The organism is Pseudomonas anguilliseptica (assembly GCF_021375795.1).
GTDB classification, from domain to species: Bacteria; Pseudomonadota; Gammaproteobacteria; order Pseudomonadales; family Pseudomonadaceae; genus Aquipseudomonas; species Aquipseudomonas anguilliseptica_A.
Genome location: NZ_JAEIOI010000005.1, coordinates 165,356 through 186,437, shown reverse-complemented (window position 1 = coordinate 186,437; position 21,082 = coordinate 165,356). Strand labels below are relative to the sequence as shown.

Sequence of the window (21,082 nt, the reverse complement as noted above, 5' to 3'; positions counted from 1 at the left end):
TTAGGTGTTGGGCCGGCTTTTTTATGGCACCGTAAAAATCCCCGCGATCCTTTTGCGCTTTGCCTCCGTGGCGCGCTTGGCTAAGGTGGCGGGTGTTGCCACTCGAATTGCCCCTCAAACAGGTTCTGCATGACTCAATCACCGAACAATCCGCTGCACGGCGTAACCCTTGAAGCCATTCTCAATGCTCTGGTGGCACGCTATGGCTGGGATGGCCTGGCGCAGCGTATCGATATTCGCTGTTTCAAGAGCGACCCGAGTATCAAGTCCAGCCTGACCTTTCTGCGCAAGACGCCCTGGGCGCGGGAAAAAGTTGAGGCCCTGTATATTCGCTCGCAAGCACGCCAGTAGGCGCTGAAGAACACTCCGGAAATCTGGCACCCTTGTTGCAATACCTCTGCAAACGCCGCGAAGCGTCAAAAAACCGCGGCCAGTGGAGGTAGTGATGAGCCAGGGTGTTGAATTCAATCGCTTGATGCTGGAGATGCGTTCCATGCAGGCCGATGCTATGGCGCGTCAGAAGCCTGTCGCCAGCACGCCTGAACCCGGCGCGCCGAGCTTTTCCGAGATGCTCGGGCAGGCGGTGGGCAAGGTCAACGAAACCCAGCAAGCCTCCAATAAGCTGGCCACAGCCTTTGAAATGGGCACCAGTGGCGTAGATTTGACGGACGTGATGATCGCTTCGCAGAAAGCCAGCGTTTCCTTTCAGGCCATGACCCAGGTGCGCAACAAGCTGGTTCAGGCCTATCAAGACATTATGCAGATGCCGGTTTAAGGGTAGGGCTGAATCATGGCTGAAGCCGTCGCTGCAAACGTACCTGCCACCACCGGTGGCGATGAGCCGAAAAAACCGTTGTTCGGCCTGACCTTTCTGGAAAACCTCTCCGATATGTCGATGTTGCGGCAGATCGGTCTGCTGGTTGGCCTGGCGGCCAGTGTGGCGATCGGTTTTGCCGTGGTGCTGTGGTCGCAGCAGCCGGATTACCGCCCGCTGTACGGCAGCCTCGATGGCATGGACGCGTCCCAGGTAATGGAGACGCTGTCTGCCGCTGATATCAAATACACCGTGGAGCCGAATTCCGGCGCCTTGCTGGTCAAATCTGACGACCTGGCTCGCGCGCGTATGCGTCTGGCGGCAGCTGGCGTTGCGCCGAAGGACAATAGCGTCGGTTTTGAAATCCTCGACAAGGAACAGGGGCTGGGTACCAGCCAGTTTATGGAGGCCACCCGCTATCGCCGTGGTCTGGAAGGCGAGTTGGCCCGCACGGTTTCCAGTCTGAACAACGTCAAGGCTGCCCGCGTACACCTGGCCATCCCGAAGAGTTCGGTGTTCGTGCGTGATGAGCGCAAGCCCAGCGCCTCGGTGCTGGTCGAGCTGTATTCCGGTCGTGGCCTGGAGCCCAGTCAGGTGATGGCCATTGTCAATCTGGTCGCCAGCAGCGTGCCGGAAATGGACAAGTCGCAAGTTACCGTGGTCGACCAGAAGGGCAACCTGCTCTCGGATATTCAGGAAATGTCCGAGCTGACGATGGCCGGCAAGCAATTCGACTACAGCCGCCGCATGGAAAGCCTGTTCACCCAGCGCGTGCATAACATCCTGCAGCCGGTGCTCGGCTCGGGTCGCTACAAGGCCGAAGTGTCGGCGGATGTGGACTTCAGTGCGGTGGAGTCCACCTCGGAAATGTTCAACCCGGACCAACCAGCGCTGCGCAGTGAGCAGTCAGTCAACGAGCAACGAACCAGCAGTCAGCCGCCACAGGGTGTTCCGGGTGCGCTGAGTAACCAGCCTCCGGCTGCCGGCGCGGCGCCACAGCAGGCCGGCGCGGGTGCGGCTGCGGTGCCGGGGCCGATTGCGGCCGGGCAACCACTGCTGGATGCCAATGGTGCGCAGATCATCGACCCGGCCACCGGCCTGCCGATGTTGGCGCCATACCCGGCAGACAAGCGCGAGCAGTCCACACGCAACTTCGAACTGGATCGTTCGATCAGCTACACCAAGCAGCAGCAGGGGCGCTTGCGTCGTCTGTCGGTGGCCGTGGTGGTGGATGATCAGGTCAAGGTCGATGCAGCCACGGGCGAAACCACCCGGGTGCCATGGAGCAGTGATGACCTGGCACGCTTTACTCGCCTGGTGCAGGACTCAGTGGGGTTCGATGCCAGCCGTGGCGACAGCGTCAGCGTGATCAATACGCCGTTCTCCGCCGAACTGGGCGAGGAGCTGATCGATATTCCGTTCTACACCCAGCCGTGGTTCTGGGACATCGTCAAGCAAGTGCTCGGTGTGCTGTTTATCCTGATTCTGGTGTTCGGCGTGCTGCGTCCAGTGCTCAACAACATCACCAATGGCGGCAAGGCGCAGGGCGATGGTCGCGATGGCGACGTTGAACTGGGCGAAATGGGCGCGCTAGGTGGCGAGTTGGCCGAAGATCGGGTCAGCCTGGGCGGCCCGCAAAGCATCCTCCTGCCCAGCCCGAGTGAGGGGTATGATGCACAACTGAACGCGATCAAGAGCCTGGTTGCCGAAGACCCGGGCCGCGTAGCCCAGGTCGTCAAAGAGTGGATTAACGCCGATGAGTGAGAATCGAACCGCCACTAAGTTGAGCAAGGTCGACAAGGCCGCGATTCTGCTGCTGTCGCTGGGTGAAACCGACGCTGCCCAGGTGCTGCGCCACCTGGGGCCGAAGGAAGTGCAGCGCGTTGGCGTGGCCATGGCCGGTATGCGCAATATCCAGCGCGAGCAGGTTGAGCAGGTAATGGGCGAGTTCGTCGAGATCGTCGGTGATCAGACCAGCTTGGGCGTCGGCGCCGATGGTTATATCCGTAAGATGCTCACCGCAGCCTTGGGCGAGGACAAGGCGGGCAACCTGATCGACCGCATTCTGCTGGGCGGCAGCACCAGCGGCCTTGACAGCCTGAAGTGGATGGAGCCGCGCGCCGTGGCGGATGTGATCCGCTATGAGCACCCGCAGATTCAGGCCATCGTGGTGGCCTATCTTGACCCTGATCAGGCCGGTGAAGTGCTGGGCCACTTCGACCATAAGGTGCGTCTGGATATCGTCTTGCGGGTGTCCTCGCTGGAAACCGTGCAGCCTGCAGCGCTGAAAGAGCTCAACGATATTCTTGAACGGCAGTTCTCTGGCAGTGCCAACACATCCCGTGCTGCGTTGGGTGGGGTGAAGCGTGCGGCGGACATCATGAACTTCCTCGACAGTTCGGTTGAGGGTCAATTGATGGATTCGATCCGCGAAGTCGACGAAGACCTTTCCAGTCAGATCGAAGACCTGATGTTCGTCTTCGACAACCTGGCCGATGTCGACGACCGTGGCATTCAGGCGTTGCTGCGTGAAGTGTCCTCGGACGTGCTGGTGCTGGCGCTCAAGGGCGCGGACGAGGCGATCAAGGAAAAAGTCTTCAAGAACATGTCCAAACGCGCTGCCGAGCTGCTGCGTGATGACCTTGAAGCCAAAGGCCCGGTACGTGTCAGCGACGTGGAAACTGCGCAGAAGGAAATCCTTACCATTGCCCGCCGCATGGCCGAAGCCGGGGAGATTGTCCTGGGCGGTAAGGGTGGCGAGGAAATGGTCTAAACAATGTCCAGCAAAGAGCCGCCCAGCGAGCTGATTCGCGCCAAGGATCTCAAGAGCGTTGACCTATGGGCGCTACCCAGCTTTGACCCGGAAGTGGAAACGCCTGAGCCCAGTGAAGAGGAGCAGGCGGCCGAGTCGGTGGTCGAGGTCAGCGAGCAGGTGCCGGCCGAAAGCGAAGAAGTGGCACTGGAAGACGTCAAACCCTTGACGCTGGATGAGCTGGAAGCCATTCGCCAGGATGCCTACAACGAAGGTTTTGCCACGGGTGAGAAAGACGGCTTCCATGCCGGTCAGCTGAAAGCCAAGCAGGAGTCCGACATGGCCCTGGCGGCGAAAATGGTCGGCCTTGAGCAACTGATGGCGCAGCTGTTCGAGCCCATCGCTGCGCAGGATCAGCAACTGGAAGAGGCGATGGTGACGCTGCTCGGGCAGATGGTGCGCCAGGTGATTCAGCGCGAGCTGGTCAGCGATTCCAGCCAGATCCGTCAGGTCTTGAGCGAAGCGCTCAAACTGCTGCCCATGGGCACCAGTAACATCCGCATTCACGTCAATCCGCAAGATTTCGAGATGATCAAGGCCTTGCGTGAACGCCACGAAGAAAACTGGCGCATTCTCGAAGATGCTTCGCTGCTGCCCGGAGGCTGCCGGGTGGAAAGTGAACTCAGCCGCATTGATGCCACCGTGGAAACCCGCCTCAATCAGGCCCTCAAGCAACTGTTCGAGCAGCAGCGTGAACAGGCCGCGCATCCGCAGGAAGCGGATCTGCATATCGACCTGGATACCGCGCCGATAGACAAGCAGGCGAACGTCGATGCGCCTTGAACGGGTGAGTTTCGCCAAGCGTTTGGGCGGTTATGCCGATGCCGTGCAGTTGCCCACTCAACCCCTGGTGGAAGGGCGCCTGCTGCGCATGGTGGGGCTTACGCTGGAGGCCGAGGGCCTGCGTGCTGCCCTGGGCAGCCGTTGTCTGGTGATCAACGACGACAGCTACCATCCCGTGCAGGTTGAAGCCGAGGTTATGGGCTTTGCCAATGGCAAGATCTTTCTGATGCCGGTCGGCAGTCTGGCCGGTATCGCTCCCGGTGCCCGCGTGGTGCCATTGCCGGATACCGGACGATTGCCGATGGGCATGTCGATGCTTGGCCGAGTGCTCGATGGCACCGGTCGCGCCCTCGACGGCAAGGGTGGCATGAAGGCCGAGGACTGGGTGCCGATGGATGGCCCGACGATCAACCCGCTCAATCGCCACCCGATCAGCGAACCGCTGGATGTCGGCATCCGTTCGATCAACGGCTTGCTCACTGTCGGCCGTGGCCAGCGCCTCGGCCTGTTTGCCGGTACCGGTGTGGGTAAATCGGTATTGCTGGGCATGATGACGCGCTTTACCGAGGCCGACATCATCGTGGTCGGGCTGATAGGTGAGCGGGGCCGTGAGGTAAAAGAGTTTATTGATGAGATCCTCGGTCACGAGGGGCTCAAGCGCTCAGTAGTGGTAGCCTCGCCAGCCGACGATGCGCCGCTGATGCGTTTACGCGCGGCGATGTATTGCACGCGGATTGCCGAGTATTTCCGCGACAAGGGCAAGAACGTGCTGCTGTTGATGGACTCGCTGACCCGTTTTGCCCAGGCCCAGCGCGAAATCGCTCTGGCCATTGGCGAGCCACCTGCCACCAAAGGCTATCCGCCGTCAGTGTTTGCCCGCCTGCCGAAGCTGGTGGAGCGTGCCGGCAATGCCGAAGAGGGTGGCGGTTCGATTACCGCGTTCTATACCGTACTCAGCGAAGGCGATGATCAGCAGGATCCGATTGCCGATGCCGCCCGTGGCGTGCTCGACGGGCATATCGTGTTGTCCCGCCGCCTGGCGGAGGAGGGGCATTACCCGGCCATTGATATCGAAGCGTCGATCAGTCGGGTGATGCCGCAAGTGGTCAGCGAAGAGCACCTGCGCCTGTCGCAGCGCTTCAAGCAGTTGTGGTCGCGTTACCAGCAGAGTCGCGATCTGATCAGTGTGGGCGCTTATGTTGCTGGTGGCGATGCCGACACTGATCTGGCAATTGCCCGCCAGCCCGCCATGGTCAAGTACCTGCGCCAGAGCCTGCAAGATAACGAGAGCCTGGAAAGCAGTCGCACCCAGCTGGCGGCCACCTTCAACCCCGCGGCAGCAGGGGCCTAATCCATGGCACAAAGCCGCGCCGCACGGCTGGCACCGGTGGTGGACATGGCCGAGCGGGCCGAGCGCGAAGCTGCCTTGCAGCTCGGCCACGCCCAAGGCCTGTTGCGTCAGGCTGAAGTGCAGCTGGGCGATCTGGAGCGCTATCGCGGCGATTATCAGCAGCAGTGGATCAGCGAGGGCCAGCGCGGCGTTTCCGGGCAGTGGCTGATGAACTACCAGCGCTTTCTTTCGCAACTGGAAACAGCGATTGGTCAGCAGCGCAATAGCGTGGACTGGCACCGCGCCAATATGCACAAGGTGCGTGACGTGTGGCAGCAGCGTTATGCCCGTCTGGAGGGGCTGCGCAAACTGGTCAAGCGCTACCAGGACGAAGCCCGCATGGCCGAAGACAAGCGCGAGCAGAAACTGCTTGATGAGCTGTCGCAACGCCTGAGTGCACGCAATTCGCAGTACTAGGCCGAATTGCCGTCAGGTCGCGGCGCATGAATGGCAACATCAGCTCACCCTAAACAGTTGCCGCCTGGGCGTAGCGATGCTACATCTTGATCATGCATAACCTGCAGTCTGGCCCACCTGAACGTGCGGCCCGGTCTTTTCGTTGATAGGAGTAATTCATGGCCATCACCTCGCTGCCCTCATCTGATGGGCAAGAGCTGACCATTCTGATTCAGGGACGCTTTGACTTCGGTGCTCATCAGGAATTTCGCAATGCCTACGAGCGCGTCAACAGCACCCCACAACGCTACGTTGTAGACCTCAAAGACACCACCTACCTGGACAGTTCGGCGCTCGGCATGCTGTTGCTGCTGCGTGACCACGCGGGTGGTGACAGTGCGCAGATCCGCTTGCTCAACTGCAACCCGGATGTGCGCAAGATTCTCGCCATCTCGAATTTCGAGCAGCTGTTCAAGATCGCCTGACACGGAGCACGTGTCATGTCCGAGCGCTTGTCCATCCTGATTGCCGAGGACAACGCGGCTGACCGCATGTTGCTGTCGACCATTGTCAGCCGTCAGGGGCATCGCGTGCTGACGGCTAGTAATGGCCTGGAGGCCGTGGCGCTGTTTGAGCAGGAGCGCCCGCAGCTGGTGCTGATGGATGCCCTGATGCCGGTCATGGACGGTTTTGAAGCCGCGCGACGGATCAAGCAGGCGGCCGGCGAAGAGCTGGTGCCGATTATTTTCCTCACCTCGCTGACCGAAGGCGAAGCCTTGGTGCGGTGCCTGGAGGCCGGCGGCGACGACTTTCTCGCCAAACCCTATAACCGGGTCATTCTCGAAGCCAAGATCAAGGCCATGGATCGCCTGCGGCGCCTGCAGGAAACCGTGCTGCAGCAGCGCGACCTGATCTCCCGGCACAACGAGCACCTGCTCAATGAACAGCGTGTAGCCAAAGCCGTGTTCGACAAGGTGGCGCATTCCGGCTGCCTGGATGCACCGAATATCCGCTACCTGCAATCACCCTATGCGGTCTTCAATGGCGACCTGCTGCTGGCGGCTTTTAAACCTTCTGGTGGCATGCATGTGCTGCTCGGTGATTTCACCGGGCATGGTCTGCCCGCCGCGATTGGTGCGATGCCGCTGGCTGAAGTGTTTTATGGCATGACCGCCAAGGGCTATTCCCTGGCCGAGGTGCTGCGCGAGATCAATGCCAAGCTCAAGCGCATCCTGCCGCGCGGAGTGTTCTGCTGCGCCAGCGTGCTGAATATCAGCTTTCAGCGTCAGGTGGTCGAGGTGTGGAACGGTGGTCTGCCTGACGGTTACCTGCTCCACGCCAACGGCCAGCGCTTGCCGCTGGTATCGCGGCACCTGCCCCTGGGCGTTCTGGAGCCCGGCGCCTTCAACGATAAGTACGAGGTCTACCCATTGGCGCCCGGGGATCGGGTAATCCTCCTCTCCGATGGTGTGCTGGAAGCCTGTAACAAACAGGGCGAGCTGTTTGGTGAAGGGCGGCTGCTTGAGGTGTTTGCCGCCAACCGTGAACCCCAGGCGTTGTTTGCCGAGATTCAGCAGGCGTTACTGCGTTTCAGTGGGGAGCAGCAGGATGATGTCAGCCTGCTGGAAGTCAGTCTGGTCGCCGATGGTCAACTGAGCCGGCCGCCACTGGCCTTTGCCGACAATGGCCAGAGCCATTCGCTGGATTGGTCCGCCAGTTTCGAGTTTCGCGGGGAAACCCTTCGCCACTTCAACCCGCTGCCGTTTCTGCTGCAGCTGCTCCTGGAGGTGCAAGGTCTGCGCCCGCAAGGTGGCGCGCTGTTCAGTGTGCTGGCCGAGCTCTATTCCAATGCTCTGGAACACGGTGTGCTGGGCCTAGACTCGGCGCTAAAGGCCGATGCCGAAGGGTTTGCCGAGTATTACCGTCAGCGCGGCGTGCGTCTGGCCGCGTTGACCGACGGTTTTGTGCGTTTTCACCTGCAATTGCTACCGGAAGGCGCCGGTGGGCGTTTGATTATCCGTGTGGAGGACAGCGGTTCAGGGTTCGATGCGCAGCATGTGCCGGCTGAGCCCTGCAACAGCCACAGCCTGAGTGGTCGCGGGCTGGCCCTGGTCAGGCAACTGAGTGAACGTTGCAGCTGGGGCGACGGCGAACCGGGGGTGCGCGTGGAGTTTTCCTGGTTGCCTGGGGCATAATCCGGGGCAACACGCGAGGGGAGCGAGCCGTTGTCCGATATTCACCTTGATAGTGCCGTATTGGCGGCGTTGCAGGATGTCATGGAAGATGAGTATCCGGTGTTGCTGGACACTTTTCTGGCTGACTCTGAAGAGCGTCTGCTGGTGCTGCGCCAAGCTGAGCAGGCTGCCGATGCACAGAACCTGCGGTTGTCTGCGCACAGCTTCAAAGGCAGTTGCAGCAACATGGGCGCGCTGATGCTGGCGGGGCTGTGCAAACAGCTGGAAGAGGTCGGGCGGCGTGAGCAGCTTGAGCTGGCACCCGATCTGGTCGAGCAGATCGAACGGGAATTTGCCATCGTACGCATCCTGCTCAAGTCCGAGCGCCAGCGTTATCGGCATTAGTCTTGCTGCGCTGAGCCTGATTTTGCTGCATTGCTCTGCTGTTTATCCTGTGGCCAACAAGTTGGCCCGTCCCTTGCAAAACTCTCCGTACGACCAACCCAGAGCGGAGAGTATCCATGTCCGTTGCCCCCGATCTGCTGCTCAAATCGGCCCCTGAAGTTAAGACCCGGGCTGCTGCAGCAAAAGCGCCGGCCAAACCCGCAGAGCCCAGCAGAAATGAGGCTTCCAGCTTCTCTCAGGAGTATGCCAAGGCGCGTCAGGCCAAGGCTTCCGAGCGTAGCGAGGCTTCCGCCAAGCCTGCGCGCGACAGCAAACCTGCGGAAAAGAAAGACGAAGACACGCAGGCAGTTGCCACCGCCGGACAGAGCGAGATTGCCGATAGCGGCAAGCCTTTGCCGAGTGATCCGGCAGTCGAGGGTGCCGTGCTTGATCCGCTATTGCTGTTGGGCATTACCGGTGAGTTGCCCCCCGAGGACAGCGAAGAGCTGACAACCGTCAGCGACGCGTTACCCGTGGCCACGACCAGCCTGACCAGCTCCGGTCCGGCGAGCATGACCGACGCCAGTTTTGATCCTGAACTGGACGCGCTCAACCAGTTGCCGGCCGTGCGCATGGCCCTGGAAATGGGGGCGAAGGACAAGCTGCAGGCCGACCAGGCAGCAACACCTTCGGCGCAGGCGCAAAGTATCAGCCAGAGTCTGCTGGCCAGTCAGGTTGTGCAGGATGAGGTGCCGGTAGAGGGTGACGCCCTCGAACTGCCCGAGTTGCAGCTGGAGGCGCTGACAGGCAAGGGCCTTGAGGCGTTGAAAGAGGGTACGGCAAACACCACACCGGAAAACTTTGTCAGCAAGCTCAATGCGCTGAGCCAGGCTATTGGTCAACAGACACCGTTGTCGGCTCGGGCGCCGGTGGTGGTCGGGCAGCCAGTACCGATGCATCAGGGCGGCTGGAGTGAAGCCGTGGTGGATCGGGTCATGGTGATGTCCAGCCAGAACCTAAAATCTGCCGAGATTCAACTGGATCCGGCTGAGCTAGGACGTCTGGAAGTGCGTATCAGCGTCAATCAGGAGCAAAGCCAGGTGACCTTTGCCAGTCCCCATGCCGGGGTGCGTGAGGCGCTGGATTCGCAGATGCATCGCCTGCGTGAGCTGTTTGCCCAGCAGGGCATGAACCAGTTGGACGTCAATGTCTCTGACCAATCGCTCAGTCGCGGCTGGCAAGGCCAGGAAGGTGATGGCGGGCGTGGCCGTGGCGGTGCTTCCAGCGAGCTGTTGGGCGCTGATGAGGAACTGCATCCGGGGGGTGTTGAGCCCGCTCGTACAAGCACGGTCAGTGCCCGTGGCCTGGTGGATTATTACGCCTAGAGCGCTTGCCGCTGTAGTTGCCAGGCTCACTGATCTAAACTGCATTTCGCCCGGCTCCCCGATTGTGGGAGCCGGGCGATTTTGTTTGGGCCCGCTGCTGGCGTGTGCCTTGGCCGTATCGCCCTGCGGGGTAGGCCACCGAGATTGAGCAGGTTTGTTGATAGACTGGCATAACACTTGCTCTTAACCCTTTGAAAACGGATAAAACTCCGAATAACGACGGATTATTGGCATGGCTAAGAAAGAAGCAGCACCCGCAGCGGCGGGCGCCGAGGCGAAACCAGCCGGCAAAATGAAGCTGATCATCATCATCGTTATTGCTGTGTTGCTGGCTGTGGGCCTTTCCGTTGGCGGAACCTGGTTCTTTCTGAGCAAAAAGAATGATGGTGCTGCCGAGGAAGCCAAGGCAGCTGCGGCAGCCGAACCGGCGGTGCCAGTCAAGCAGGCAGCGATCTACGAAGAGCTTGCCCCGGCTTTTGTGGTGAATTTCAATCATCAGGGCCGGGCCCGTTACATGCAGGTCAGCGTGGCCCTGATGACCCGCGATCAGGCCGCTCTGGATGCCCTCAAAGTGCATATGCCGGTACTGCGTAATCGCCTGGTCATGCTGTTTTCCAGCCAGGATTTTGCCTCGCTGATCACTCCGGTCGGCAAGGAAATGCTGCGTCAGCAGGCAACCGCCAGCGTGCAGGAACTGGCGCAGAAGGAGACCGGTAAAGTTACGGTCGAGCAAGTGTTGTTCACCAACCTCGTGTTGCAGTAACCAGGAGCCGTATATGGCTGTGCAAGACCTGCTTTCCCAGGATGAAATCGATGCCCTGCTGCATGGCGTCGATGACGGCTTGGTGGAAACCGAGGACGAAGCCGAACCGGGAAGCGTCAAACAATATGACCTGACCAGCCAGGACCGCATTGTCCGTGGGCGCATGCCGACGCTGGAAATGATCAACGAGCGGTTCGCCCGTTACACCCGCATCAGCATGTTCAACCTGCTGCGCCGCTCTGCCGATGTCGCGGTGGGGGGGGTGCAGGTGATGAAGTTCGGCGAATACGTGCATTCGCTGTATGTGCCCACCAGCCTCAACTTGGTGAAGATGAAGCCGCTGCGTGGCACCGGGCTGTTCATCCTGGATGCCAAACTGGTGTTCAAGCTGGTGGACAACTTCTTTGGCGGTGATGGCCGTCATGCCAAGATCGAAGGGCGTGAGTTCACCCCAACCGAACTGCGCGTGGTGCGCATGGTGCTTGATCAGGCGTTTATCGACCTCAAGGAAGCCTGGCATGCGGTGATGGATATCAACTTCGAGTACGTCAACTCGGAAGTGAACCCGGCTCTAGCCAACATCGTCAGCCCCAGCGAAGTGATCGTGGTCTCGACTTTCCACATCGAACTCGATGGCGGTGGTGGCGATCTGCATATCACCATGCCGTATTCGATGATTGAGCCAATCCGCGAGATGCTCGATGCCGGCTTCCAGTCCGATGTGGATGACCAGGACGAGCGCTGGATCAAGGCCCTGCGTGAAGACATTCTGGGCGTCAGCGTGCCGCTGGGGGCAACTGTCGCCCGTCGTCAGCTCAAGCTGCGCGACATTCTGCATATGCAGCCCGGTGACGTGATTCCGGTGGAGCTGCCGGAAAACGTGGTGCTGTGTGCCAATGGCGTGCCGGCGTTCAAGGTCAAATTAGGCGCACACAAAGGCAATCTGGCTTTGCAGGTGCTTGAGCCGATCGAGCGCCAGCGCTAACCGTTAAACCCCATTCAACGCCAGCCGAGGAAAAACGATGGCAGACGAAAACGAAAACGAAGCCACTTCCCCCGAGGAGCAGGCGCTTGCCGATGAGTGGGCGGCGGCATTGTCCGAAGCGGGCGACGCCGGCCAGGATGATATCGATGCCATGCTTGCCGCCAGCGACCCTGTGCCAGCGGCTCCACGTGCGCCGATGGAGGAGTTCAACAGCACCCCCAAGGTCAACCTGCCGGTGAATATGGACGGCCCGAACCTGGATGTGATTCTGGATATTCCGGTGTCGATTTCCATGGAAGTGGGCAATACCGATATCACCATCCGCAACCTGTTGCAGCTCAACCAGGGGTCGGTTATCGAACTGGATCGTCTGGCGGGTGAGCCGCTGGATGTGCTGGTTAACGGCACACTGATCGCACACGGTGAAGTGGTGGTGGTGAACGAAAAGTTCGGCATCCGCCTGACTGACGTGATCAGCCCCAGCGAACGTATCAAGAAGCTGCGCTGACCATGCATAAATCCCTGTTGCTGGGCCTGTTCCTACCCGTTGTTGCCTGGGCCGCCGAGCCTGCTGCGCAGACTGCTGCACCGCTGGCCAGCAGTGGTATGGGTGGGCAGGTGGTGCAATTGCTGCTGGGGCTGCTGCTGGTTATCGGCTTGATCTTCCTGTTGGCCTGGTTGATGCGTCGGGTGCAGCAGATCGTGCCGCGTGGCGGGCAGGTGATCAAAGTTTTGGCCACTCAGCCGCTGGGTCCACGGGATCGCCTGGTGCTGGTACAGGTGGGCGGCGAACAGGTGCTGTTGGGGCTGACGCCCGGCACCATCAGCGCCTTGCATGTACTCAAGGAACCTGTGCATCTACCCGATGCGGAGCCGGCCACGGGCGAGTTTGCCCAGCGCCTGATGGAGCTGTTGGGCAAGGATCAGAAGGACAAATCCTGATGCTGCGTTTGTTGCTGGTTGTGTTTTTCAGCCTGGGGGCTTCGCTGGCGTTCGCCGCTGATCCGCCAACTGCCAGTACTTTGATTCAGTCGGGCAGTAACCCGCTGTCGATCCCGGCCATTACCTTGAGCACCGATGCCGGTGGTCAGCAGGAGTATTCGGTCAGCCTGCAGATCCTGCTGATCATGACCGCGCTGAGCTTTATTCCAGCGTTCGTCATGCTGATGACCAGCTTTACCCGGATCATCATCGTCTTCTCGATCCTGCGGCAGGCTCTGGGTCTGCAGCAAACGCCATCCAACCAGATTCTGGTGGGCCTGGCGCTGTTTTTGACCATGTTCATCATGGCGCCGGTGTTCGATCAGATTAACCGCGACGCCTTGCAGCCTTACCTGAACGAGCAACTGCCGGCGCAGGAAGCGATTCTCAAGGCGGAAGTGCCGATCAAGAACTTCATGTTGGCGCAGACCCGCGAGAGCGACCTGGAGCTGTTTGTACGCCTGTCCAAGCGCACCGATATCGTCAGCCCGGAAGCCACACCGCTGACCATTCTGATTCCGGCCTTCGTGACCTCAGAGCTGAAAACCGCCTTCCAGATCGGTTTCATGATCTTTATCCCTTTTCTGATCATCGACATGGTGGTGGCCAGTATTCTGATGGCGATGGGCATGATGATGCTGTCGCCGTTGATCATCTCGCTGCCGTTCAAGATCATGCTGTTTGTACTGATTGATGGCTGGGCGCTGATCATGGGCACCCTGGCTGCCAGTTTCGGAGGCACTTAGCCATGACCCCTGAAGTGGCGGTTGATCTGGTACGCGGAGCCTTGTGGCTGACCGCGATGATCGTCGGCATCCTGGTGGTGCCGAGTCTGGTGGTCGGATTGCTGGTGGCAATGTTCCAGGCAGCAACTCAGATCAACGAACAGACCCTGAGCTTTCTGCCGCGCTTATTGGTAATTCTTCTGGTGTTGATCTTCGCCGGGCCCTGGCTGGTGCGCGAGCTGATGGAGTACACCGAGAACCTGATCATGAACATTCCGTTGCTGATCGGCTGACATGCTCGAGTTAAGCAACGAGCAGATCGGCGCGTGGGTAGGCAGTTTTCTGCTGCCACTGTTTCGTATTGCTGCGCTGCTGATGTTTATGCCAATCATCGGCACCCAGCTGGTGTCGGCGCGGGTGCGTCTGTATCTGTCGCTGGCCATCTGCGTGGTGATCATGCCGACTCTGCCACCGATGCCGGTGATTGATGCGATCAACCTGCAGGCCTTTCTCTGGATCGCACAGGAAATTCTGATTGGCATGATGCTGGGCTTTGTCCTGCAGCTGTTTTTTCAGGTTTTCGTGATTGCCGGGCAAATCGTTGCCATGCAGATGGGCCTTGGCTTTGCCTCCATGATCGACCCGGCCAACGGCATATCGGTGCCGGTGATCGGGCAGGTGTTCATGATCCTGGTCACCTTGCTGTTCCTCGCCATGAATGCCCATCTGGTGGTGTTCGAGGTGCTGACTGAAAGTTTCTTCACCCTGCCGGTGGGTAGCGGTTTTCTGGTGGAAAATTACTGGGAAATTGCCAACAAGCTGAGCTGGGTGATGGGCGCAGCCCTGTTGCTGGTGTTGCCGGCAGTTACTGCGCTGCTGGTGGTCAACCTGGCATTTGGGGTCATGACCCGCGCCGCGCCGCAGCTGAACATTTTCTCTATCGGTTTTCCGTTGACCCTGGTGCTGGGCCTGGTGATCGTCTGGATCGGTATGGCCGATATCCTCGCGCAGTATCAGGTGTTCGCCACCGAGGCCTTGCAGTTCCTGCGTGAAATGGCCGGGGCGAGCTGATGGCTGAATCGGAAAGCGGCGCCGATAAGAGCGAGGAACCCACGGAGAAACGCCTGCGCGAATCCCGTGAGAAGGGCCAGATTGCCCGTTCCAAAGAGCTCAATACCCTGGCGGTGACCCTCGGTGGCTTCGGCGGCATGCTGGCCTTCGGCGGCAGTATGGGCAACGCCATGCTGGACATCATGCGTGGCAATTTTTCCCTGTCGCGCGAGGTGATCATGGACGAGCGCAGCATGGCATTGTGGCTCGCCGCGTCCGGGCAGATTGCCCTGGAAGCGTTGTTTCCGCTGTTTGTGCTGCTGTTGATCGTGTCGATTGTTGGGCCGATTTCCCTCGGTGGCTGGCTGTTTTCGGCCGAGGCAATGGCGCCTAAGCTCAGCCGCATGAATCCTTTGTCAGGGCTCAAGCGCATGTTCTCCACTGATGCACTGGTGGAACTGCTCAAGGCCTTGGCCAAATTTACCCTGATCCTGTTGGTAGGCATTGCCGTGCTGGCGGCCTGGCAGGGCGATCTGTTGGCGATTGTTCATGAGCCGATAGAAGCGGCTATTTTGCACTCGGCGAAGGTGGTGGGCTGGAGTGCGTTGTGGATGTCCTGCGGATTGATTCTGATTGCTGCGGTGGATGTGCCGTTTCAGCTCTGGAGCAGCAAGCAGAAACTGATGATGACCAAGCAGGAAGTGCGCGACGAATACAAGGACAGCGAGGGCAAGCCCGAGGTCAAGCAGCGTATTCGTCAGTTGCAGCGCGAGATGGCCGAGCGACGCATGATGCAGGCGGTACCGGACGCCGATGTGGTGATCACCAACCCGACGCACTTTGCCGTGGCCCTGAAATATGACCCAGCCAAGGGTAGTGCGCCGGTCTTGCTGGCCAAGGGCGGTGATTTTACGGCCTTGAAGATTCGTGAAATCGCCAATGAGCACAAGGTCATGGTGCTGGAGTCGCCGGCGCTGGCGCGGGCGGTGTTCTATTCCACTGAGCTGGATCAGGAAATCCCCGCTGGTCTGTACCTGGCCATCGCGCAGGTGCTCGCCTACGTCTACCAGTTGCGTCAGTACCAGGCCGGCAAAGGCAAACGCCCGGCGCCGCTGCCAGAGCTGCCTATCCCGCCGGATTTACGCCGCGACGAGTAATTTTCTCTGTTGTTGCGGCGCGTCCGGAGAGGTTTTGCTGCAACCTGGGAAAGTTGGACAGCTTCTTGCAAAACCCTCCCCAAAGGCGTGCTAAGCGTCAAAAGATTGAATTGGCTGGGGTAGGGATGTGGCAATAAATCGCTCGCAAGTGCTCAATGATGCGCGCAGTAACCTTTCGGGGTTGAAGCAGGGCAATCTGGGCATCCCACTGTTGCTGCTGGTCATGCTCGGCATGGTCATGCTGCCTATCCCGCCGTTCCTGCTGGATGTGTTGTTCACTTTCAGTATTGCTCTGTCGATTGTAGTTCTGCTGGTGGCGATCTACGCGCTGCGCCCGCTGGATTTCGCCGTTTTCCCAACCATTCTGCTGGCAGCGACTCTGCTGCGTCTGGCGCTTAACGTGGCTTCCACCCGGGTCGTGCTGCTCAATGGCCAGGATGGTCACGACGCTGCCGGTAAGGTGATCCAGGCCTTCGGCGAGGTGGTAATCGGCGGTAACTACGTGGTCGGTATCGTGGTGTTCGCGATCCTGATGATCATCAACTTCGTGGTGGTGACCAAGGGTGCTGGGCGCATCTCCGAGGTCAGCGCACGTTTTACCCTGGATGCCATGCCGGGTAAGCAGATGGCCATCGACGCGGATCTGAATGCCGGGTTGATCGACCAGGGCGAAGCCAAGAAACGCCGTAGTGAGGTGTCTCAGGAAGCGGATTTCTACGGTTCCATGGACGGTGCCAGCAAGTTTGTTCGTGGTGATGCGATTGCCGGCCTGCTGATTCTGTTTATCAACCTGATCGGCGGCATCGCCATCGGTATCTTCCAGCACAATCTGAGTTTTGCCGATGCTGGCCGCATCTACACCTTGCTGACTATTGGTGACGGCCTGGTGGCGCAGATTCCATCGCTGCTGCTGTCCACTGCGGCGGCAATCATGGTCACCCGCGTTTCCAGTTCCGAAGACATGGGCGCGCAGGTCAACCGGCAGATGTTCGCCTCGCCGCGGGCATTGGCGGTAACGGCGGCGGTGATGATTGCCATGGGGCTGGTGCCCGGTATGCCGCATTTCTCCTTTATCAGCCTGGGGCTGGTGGCGGCGGGTGCTGCGTACTGGATTGCCAACAAGCAGCGCACGGTGAAGGAAAACGAAATCAAGGAAGTGCAGCGTCAACAGGAGCTGCTGCCGGCGCAGAAGGCGCAAGAGGTCAAGGAGCTGGGCTGGGATGACGTCACCCCGGTGGATATGGTCGGCCTGGAAGTGGGCTACCGCCTGATTCCACTGGTTGACCGTAACCAGGGTGGCCAGCTGTTGGCGCGGATCAAGGGGGTGCGCAAGAAGCTCTCTCAGGAAATGGGTTTTCTCATGCCCTCGGTGCATATCCGCGACAACCTCGACTTACAGCCCAATGCCTATCGTCTGACGCTGATGGGCGTCAGTGTGGCCGAAGCTGAGGTGTACCCGGATCGCGAGTTGGCGATCAACCCAGGCCAGGTCTTCGGCCCACTGAATGGCATCGCCGCCAAGGACCCGGCATTTGGTCTCGAAGCAGTGTGGATCGACCCGACCCAGCGCGATCAGGCGCAGTCCCTCGGCTACACCGTGGTAGACGCCAGCACCGTGGTTGCCACTCACCTCAATCAGGTGCTGCACAAGCACGCCCACGAGCTGCTCGGGCATGAAGAAGTGCAGCAGTTGATGCAGCTGCTGGCCAAGACCTCACCCAAGCTGGCCGAGGAACTGGTGCCGGGCATGATTTCCCTGTCGACCCTGCTCAAGGTGCTGCAAGCGCTGTTGCAGGAGCAGGTCCCGGTGCGCGACATCCGCACCATTGCCGAAGCCATCGCCAACGTGGCAGTGAAGAGTCAAGATCCCGCCGCGATGGTGGCCGCCGTGCGTGTCGCCCTGGCCCGTGCAATCGTGCAAAGCATTGTGGGACTAGAGCTGGAGCTGCCTGTGATCACCCTGGAACCCAGGTTGGAACAGATATTGCTCAACAGTATCCAGAAGGCCGGTCAAGGCGCCGAGGAGGGCATCCTCCTGGAACCGGGCATGGCCGAGAAGCTGCAGCGTTCCCTGGTGGAAGCGGCGCAGCGCCAGGAAATGCTCGGCAAGCCAGTGATTCTGCTGGTGGCCGGTCCGGTCCGGGCGATGCTCTCGCGATTCGCGCGGCTGGCGGTTCCGAGTATCCATGTACTGGCATACCAGGAAATTCCGGATAACAAGCAGGTCACCATCGTTGCGACGGTGGGGCAGAACTAACCGAGGTTACAGGCCATGCAGGTCAAACGCTTTTTCGCCGCCGATATGCGCACCGCCATGAAACTGGTGCGTGATGAGCTGGGTGCCGATGCCTCGATCATTGGCAATCGCCGGGTCGCCGGCGGTGTCGAGCTGACTGCTGCCCTGGATTACCAGGTGCCTGCTGCACCAGCGCGCCAGCCCAACCCCGCGCTGGAAGCCGAGCTGCGCAAGACCCAGGCGAAGATTGCCACCGCCCAGGCTGAGCTGAGTACCCGCGCCAAGATGGATGCCGGCAAGGATCGCCAACTGTTTGGCGCGGAACTGGAACTACCTGCCGATAGCCTGGCGGCGGTCATGCGCAAGTCTCAGCATGCACCTGCCGTTGCTGCAGCCACCGATCAACGTGCGCTGGATGCCATGCGCTTCGAACTGCACGGCCTGCGTGAGCTGATTGAAGTACAGCTGGGCTCGATTGCCTGGGGGCAGTTGCAGAATCGTCGTCCGCAACAGGCCAATCTGTGGCGTCGTCTGCAGCGCATGGGGTTGTCCGCTGAGCTGTCGAAAGCCTTGCTGGAACGTGTTGCCAACGTGGCCGAGCCGCGTCAGGCCTGGCGCATGCTGCTGGCGCACCTGGCGCATGCGATCAAGACGCCGAAACAGGAGCCGATGGACGAAGGCGGGGTGATCGCCCTGGTTGGTCCGGCCGGTATGGGCAAGACCACCACTCTGGCGAAGCTGGCTGCGCGTTATGTCCTTAAATACGGTGCACAGCACATCGCTCTGGTCAGCCTGGACAGCTACCGCATTGGCGCCCAGGAGCAACTCAAGACTCTCGGGCGCATTCTCAATGTCCCGGTGACCCTGGTCGATCCTGGCCAGTCGCTGACCCAGGCGCTGGCGCCGCTGGCGTGCAAACGCGTGGTGCTGATCGACACCGCCGGCTTGCCCGCCAACGACCCGGCGCTGCGCATGCAGCTGGAAACCCTGGCCAGCCGTGGCGTCAATGCAAAAAATTATCTGGTAATGGCTGCTACCAGCCAGGGCCAAGTGCTGAAAGCCGCCTACCATAGTTATAAGCGCTGTGGCTTGGCGGGCTGTATTGTGACCAAGGCGGATGAAGCCACCAGCCTGGGTGAGGTTTTAGGACTGGCTATTAGCCAGCGTCTACCGGTAGCCTATCTCGCAGATGGGCCACGGATTCCCGATGATCTGCAGGTACCGCGCAGTCATCAACTGGTCAGCCGGGCCGTGGGGCTGCAGGCTACCCAGGATCCAAGCGAGGATACGATGGCGGAGATGTTTGCCGGCCTTTATCAGCAGCCCACACGGCGTGTCAGTTAAGCGCCAAGTTGTTGCAATTGAACCGCGCGTAGCCGGCCGAGTGGCTCCAGTCGAAGTTAGACAAGGTGTGTAGAAAACATGGGTATGCATCCCGTACAGGTGATTGCGGTGACCGGCGGCAAGGGTGGCGTCGGTAAGACCAACGTCTCGGTGAACCTGGCATTGGCCCTGGCCGATCTCGGCCGCCGGGTGATGCTGATGGACGCCGACCTGGGCTTGGCCAACGTCGATGTGCTGCTTGGCCTGAGCGCCAAACGCACCCTGGAAGACGTTATCAGTGGCGAATGTGAGCTGCGCGATGTGCTGTTGCAGGGGCCGGGCGGGATACGCATCGTGCCGGCGGCGTCGGGCATTCAGAGCATGGTGCAACTGTCGCCCATGCAGCATGCCGGGCTGATCCAGGCCTTCAGTGATATCAGCGACAATCTTGATGTGCTGATCATCGACACCGCCGCTGGCATTGGTGATGGCGTGGTCAGTTTCGTGCGCGCGGCCCAGGAAGTGCTGGTGGTGGTCTGCGACGAGCCGACCTCGATTACTGACGCTTACGCGCTGATCAAACTGCTTAACCGTGACCACGGCATGAACCGTTTTCGCGTTCTGGCCAATATGGCCCACAGCCCGCAGGAAGGCCGCAACCTCTTTGCTAAGCTGACTAAAGTGACTGATCGTTTTCTTGACGTTGCCCTGCAATATGTAGGTGCGGTGCCGTATGACGAGTCAGTGCGCAAGGCCGTGCAAAAGCAGCGCGCGGTTTACGAAGCCTTCCCGCGTTCGAAGTGCGCGTTGGCGTTCAAGGCGATAGCCCAGAAAGTCGACGCCTGGCCATTACCGGCCAATCCGCGCGGTCACCTGGAGTTTTTCGTTGAGCGTCTGGTGCACCAACCGATCGCGGACACGGCCATATGACAGCAGCCTCTGGACTTCGTATGTATAGCAAGGCACAGGCGCAGGACTCCCAGCACCAGTTGATCGAGCGCTATGCGCCTTTGGTCAAACGCATTGCCTATCACCTGTTGGCGCGTCTGCCCGCCAATGTGCAGGTCGACGACCTGATCCAGGCCGGGATGATCGGCCTGCTTGAAGCGTCAAAAAAATACGATTCCAGCAAAGGTGCCAGTTTCGAGACGTTCGCTGGCATTCGCATTCGTGGTTCCATGCTCGACGAGGTACGTAAAGGCGACTGGGCTCCCCGTTCCGTGCACCGCAACAGCCGCATGGTCAGTGATGCCATTCGAGTAATTGAGGCCAGAACGGGCCGAGATGCTAAAGATCAAGAGGTTGCGGCCGAACTCCAATTGAGTCTCGAGGATTACTACGGCATTCTTGGCGACACTTTAGGCAGCCGCCTGTTCAGCTTCGACGACCTGTTGCAGGACGGCGAGCATGGTGGGCTGGGTGAAGACGCTGGCAGCAACCACCTCGAACCTTCTCGTGATCTGGAAGATGAACGCTTTCAGGCAGCCTTGGCCGATGCCATCGCCAACCTGCCGGAGCGCGAGCGCCTGGTGTTAGCGCTATATTACGATGAAGAATTAAATCTTAAGGAGATCGGCGAAGTACTGGGGGTTAGCGAATCACGCGTAAGCCAACTACACAGTCAGTGTGCTGCCCGTTTACGCGCCCGTTTGGGCGAGTGGCGCGCACACTAAGTGACGGTTGCAGCACTCGCTGGTACCTGGGCCGGTTTCACGATTAAAGGC

General features: G+C 59.9%; 23 protein-coding genes. All 23 read left to right on the top strand.

The window, feature by feature from the left end; genetic code table 11:
- Window positions 1–129 precede the first annotated feature (129 nt).
- The 23 genes from IOD17_RS16845 (at window position 130) to fliA (ending at window position 21,031) form a co-directional block, all read left to right on the top strand.
- Window positions 130–351: a VF530 family DNA-binding protein gene (locus tag IOD17_RS16845; RefSeq protein ID WP_233686179.1), complete on the top strand. Its 222-nt coding sequence runs from the start codon at window positions 130–132 to the stop codon at window positions 349–351.
- A gap of 94 nt (window positions 352–445) precedes the next feature.
- Window positions 446–775, top strand: coding sequence for a flagellar hook-basal body complex protein FliE (gene fliE / locus IOD17_RS16840; protein ID WP_090252062.1), 330 nt, complete (start codon window positions 446–448; stop codon window positions 773–775).
- 15 nt (window positions 776–790) lie between these two features.
- On the top strand, window positions 791–2,578 hold the full coding sequence (gene fliF, locus IOD17_RS16835) for a flagellar basal-body MS-ring/collar protein FliF (RefSeq protein ID WP_233686178.1): 1,788 nt from the start codon (window positions 791–793) through the stop codon (window positions 2,576–2,578).
- Complete coding sequence (fliG, locus tag IOD17_RS16830; protein ID WP_233686177.1) at window positions 2,571–3,587, top strand: flagellar motor switch protein FliG; 1,017 nt, start codon at window positions 2,571–2,573, stop codon at window positions 3,585–3,587. The genes fliF and fliG overlap by 8 nt, the downstream gene beginning before the upstream one ends.
- A 3-nt stretch (window positions 3,588–3,590) precedes the next feature.
- Window positions 3,591–4,409, top strand: a complete 819-nt coding sequence (gene fliH / locus IOD17_RS16825) for a flagellar assembly protein FliH (protein ID WP_233686176.1) — start codon at window positions 3,591–3,593, stop codon at window positions 4,407–4,409.
- Window positions 4,399–5,760 (top strand): flagellar protein export ATPase FliI, encoded by a 1,362-nt coding sequence (fliI, locus tag IOD17_RS16820; RefSeq protein ID WP_233686175.1) that lies wholly within the window; start codon window positions 4,399–4,401, stop codon window positions 5,758–5,760. Before fliH ends, fliI begins: the two co-directional genes overlap by 11 nt.
- A 3-nt stretch (window positions 5,761–5,763) precedes the next feature.
- Window positions 5,764–6,216: a flagellar export protein FliJ gene (gene fliJ, locus IOD17_RS16815; RefSeq protein ID WP_233686174.1), complete on the top strand. Its 453-nt coding sequence runs from the start codon at window positions 5,764–5,766 to the stop codon at window positions 6,214–6,216.
- A gap of 158 nt (window positions 6,217–6,374) precedes the next feature.
- Window positions 6,375–6,680, top strand: coding sequence for an STAS domain-containing protein (locus IOD17_RS16810; protein WP_090252075.1), 306 nt, complete (start codon window positions 6,375–6,377; stop codon window positions 6,678–6,680).
- A gap of 15 nt (window positions 6,681–6,695) precedes the next feature.
- Window positions 6,696–8,390 (top strand): fused response regulator/phosphatase, encoded by a 1,695-nt coding sequence (locus IOD17_RS16805; RefSeq protein WP_233686173.1) that lies wholly within the window; start codon window positions 6,696–6,698, stop codon window positions 8,388–8,390.
- Window positions 8,391–8,420: 30 nt separating this feature from the next.
- Complete coding sequence (locus IOD17_RS16800) at window positions 8,421–8,774, top strand: Hpt domain-containing protein (RefSeq protein ID WP_233686172.1); 354 nt, start codon at window positions 8,421–8,423, stop codon at window positions 8,772–8,774.
- Between the two features lie 116 nt (window positions 8,775–8,890).
- Entirely contained in the window at window positions 8,891–10,138 is a 1,248-nt protein-coding gene (locus IOD17_RS16795; protein WP_233686171.1) for a flagellar hook-length control protein FliK, read from the top strand.
- 232 nt (window positions 10,139–10,370) lie between these two features.
- Complete coding sequence (fliL, locus tag IOD17_RS16790) at window positions 10,371–10,901, top strand: flagellar basal body-associated protein FliL (protein ID WP_233686170.1); 531 nt, start codon at window positions 10,371–10,373, stop codon at window positions 10,899–10,901.
- A gap of 13 nt (window positions 10,902–10,914) precedes the next feature.
- On the top strand, window positions 10,915–11,886 hold the full coding sequence (gene fliM / locus IOD17_RS16785) for a flagellar motor switch protein FliM (protein WP_108490484.1): 972 nt from the start codon (window positions 10,915–10,917) through the stop codon (window positions 11,884–11,886).
- Window positions 11,887–11,923: 37 nt separating this feature from the next.
- On the top strand, window positions 11,924–12,394 hold the full coding sequence (gene fliN, locus IOD17_RS16780) for a flagellar motor switch protein FliN (protein ID WP_233686169.1): 471 nt from the start codon (window positions 11,924–11,926) through the stop codon (window positions 12,392–12,394).
- 2 nt (window positions 12,395–12,396) lie between these two features.
- The gene (fliO, locus tag IOD17_RS16775) at window positions 12,397–12,828 is read left to right on the top strand and encodes a flagellar biosynthetic protein FliO (RefSeq protein ID WP_233686168.1); all 432 of its coding nucleotides are present in this window, start codon (window positions 12,397–12,399) and stop codon (window positions 12,826–12,828) included.
- On the top strand, window positions 12,828–13,613 hold the full coding sequence (gene fliP, locus IOD17_RS16770; RefSeq protein WP_233686167.1) for a flagellar type III secretion system pore protein FliP: 786 nt from the start codon (window positions 12,828–12,830) through the stop codon (window positions 13,611–13,613). Before fliO ends, fliP begins: the two co-directional genes overlap by 1 nt.
- A gap of 2 nt (window positions 13,614–13,615) precedes the next feature.
- Window positions 13,616–13,885 carry a flagellar biosynthesis protein FliQ gene (gene fliQ / locus IOD17_RS16765; RefSeq protein WP_233686166.1) on the top strand — a complete coding sequence of 90 codons (270 nt, stop codon included), beginning with the start codon at window positions 13,616–13,618 and terminating at the stop codon, window positions 13,883–13,885.
- 1 nt (window position 13,886) lies between these two features.
- Window positions 13,887–14,663, top strand: coding sequence for a flagellar biosynthetic protein FliR (gene fliR, locus IOD17_RS16760; protein ID WP_233686165.1), 777 nt, complete (start codon window positions 13,887–13,889; stop codon window positions 14,661–14,663).
- Entirely contained in the window at window positions 14,663–15,799 is a 1,137-nt protein-coding gene (flhB, locus tag IOD17_RS16755) for a flagellar biosynthesis protein FlhB (protein ID WP_233686164.1), read from the top strand. Before fliR ends, flhB begins: the two co-directional genes overlap by 1 nt.
- A 133-nt stretch (window positions 15,800–15,932) precedes the next feature.
- Window positions 15,933–18,056: a flagellar biosynthesis protein FlhA gene (gene flhA / locus IOD17_RS16750; protein ID WP_233686241.1), complete on the top strand. Its 2,124-nt coding sequence runs from the start codon at window positions 15,933–15,935 to the stop codon at window positions 18,054–18,056.
- A gap of 15 nt (window positions 18,057–18,071) precedes the next feature.
- Complete coding sequence (gene flhF, locus IOD17_RS16745; protein ID WP_233686163.1) at window positions 18,072–19,379, top strand: flagellar biosynthesis protein FlhF; 1,308 nt, start codon at window positions 18,072–18,074, stop codon at window positions 19,377–19,379.
- A 78-nt stretch (window positions 19,380–19,457) separates the two neighbouring features.
- Entirely contained in the window at window positions 19,458–20,288 is an 831-nt protein-coding gene (gene fleN, locus IOD17_RS16740; protein WP_233686162.1) for a flagellar synthesis regulator FleN, read from the top strand.
- Complete coding sequence (gene fliA / locus IOD17_RS16735; protein ID WP_233686161.1) at window positions 20,285–21,031, top strand: RNA polymerase sigma factor FliA; 747 nt, start codon at window positions 20,285–20,287, stop codon at window positions 21,029–21,031. The genes fleN and fliA overlap by 4 nt, the downstream gene beginning before the upstream one ends.
- Window positions 21,032–21,082: the final 51 nt, after the last annotated feature.

Bases quoted from the DNA above. Each gene is read 5' to 3' on its own strand.
- IOD17_RS16845 (WP_233686179.1), top strand. From the start codon at position 130: ATGACTCAATCACCGAACAATCCGCTGCACGGCGTAACCCTTGAAGCC.
- fliE (WP_090252062.1), top strand. From the start codon at position 446: ATGAGCCAGGGTGTTGAATTCAATCGCTTGATGCTGGAGATGCGTTCC.
- fliF (WP_233686178.1), top strand. From the start codon at position 791: ATGGCTGAAGCCGTCGCTGCAAACGTACCTGCCACCACCGGTGGCGAT.
- fliG (WP_233686177.1), top strand. From the start codon at position 2,571: ATGAGTGAGAATCGAACCGCCACTAAGTTGAGCAAGGTCGACAAGGCC.
- fliH (WP_233686176.1), top strand. From the start codon at position 3,591: ATGTCCAGCAAAGAGCCGCCCAGCGAGCTGATTCGCGCCAAGGATCTC.
- fliI (WP_233686175.1), top strand. From the start codon at position 4,399: ATGCGCCTTGAACGGGTGAGTTTCGCCAAGCGTTTGGGCGGTTATGCC.
- fliJ (WP_233686174.1), top strand. From the start codon at position 5,764: ATGGCACAAAGCCGCGCCGCACGGCTGGCACCGGTGGTGGACATGGCC.
- IOD17_RS16810 (WP_090252075.1), top strand. From the start codon at position 6,375: ATGGCCATCACCTCGCTGCCCTCATCTGATGGGCAAGAGCTGACCATT.
- IOD17_RS16805 (WP_233686173.1), top strand. From the start codon at position 6,696: ATGTCCGAGCGCTTGTCCATCCTGATTGCCGAGGACAACGCGGCTGAC.
- IOD17_RS16795 (WP_233686171.1), top strand. From the start codon at position 8,891: ATGTCCGTTGCCCCCGATCTGCTGCTCAAATCGGCCCCTGAAGTTAAG.
- fliL (WP_233686170.1), top strand. From the start codon at position 10,371: ATGGCTAAGAAAGAAGCAGCACCCGCAGCGGCGGGCGCCGAGGCGAAA.
- fliM (WP_108490484.1), top strand. From the start codon at position 10,915: ATGGCTGTGCAAGACCTGCTTTCCCAGGATGAAATCGATGCCCTGCTG.
- fliN (WP_233686169.1), top strand. From the start codon at position 11,924: ATGGCAGACGAAAACGAAAACGAAGCCACTTCCCCCGAGGAGCAGGCG.
- fliO (WP_233686168.1), top strand. From the start codon at position 12,397: ATGCATAAATCCCTGTTGCTGGGCCTGTTCCTACCCGTTGTTGCCTGG.
- fliP (WP_233686167.1), top strand. From the start codon at position 12,828: ATGCTGCGTTTGTTGCTGGTTGTGTTTTTCAGCCTGGGGGCTTCGCTG.
- fliQ (WP_233686166.1), top strand. From the start codon at position 13,616: ATGACCCCTGAAGTGGCGGTTGATCTGGTACGCGGAGCCTTGTGGCTG.
- fliR (WP_233686165.1), top strand. From the start codon at position 13,887: ATGCTCGAGTTAAGCAACGAGCAGATCGGCGCGTGGGTAGGCAGTTTT.
- flhB (WP_233686164.1), top strand. From the start codon at position 14,663: ATGGCTGAATCGGAAAGCGGCGCCGATAAGAGCGAGGAACCCACGGAG.
- flhF (WP_233686163.1), top strand. From the start codon at position 18,072: ATGCAGGTCAAACGCTTTTTCGCCGCCGATATGCGCACCGCCATGAAA.
- fleN (WP_233686162.1), top strand. From the start codon at position 19,458: ATGGGTATGCATCCCGTACAGGTGATTGCGGTGACCGGCGGCAAGGGT.
- fliA (WP_233686161.1), top strand. From the start codon at position 20,285: ATGACAGCAGCCTCTGGACTTCGTATGTATAGCAAGGCACAGGCGCAG.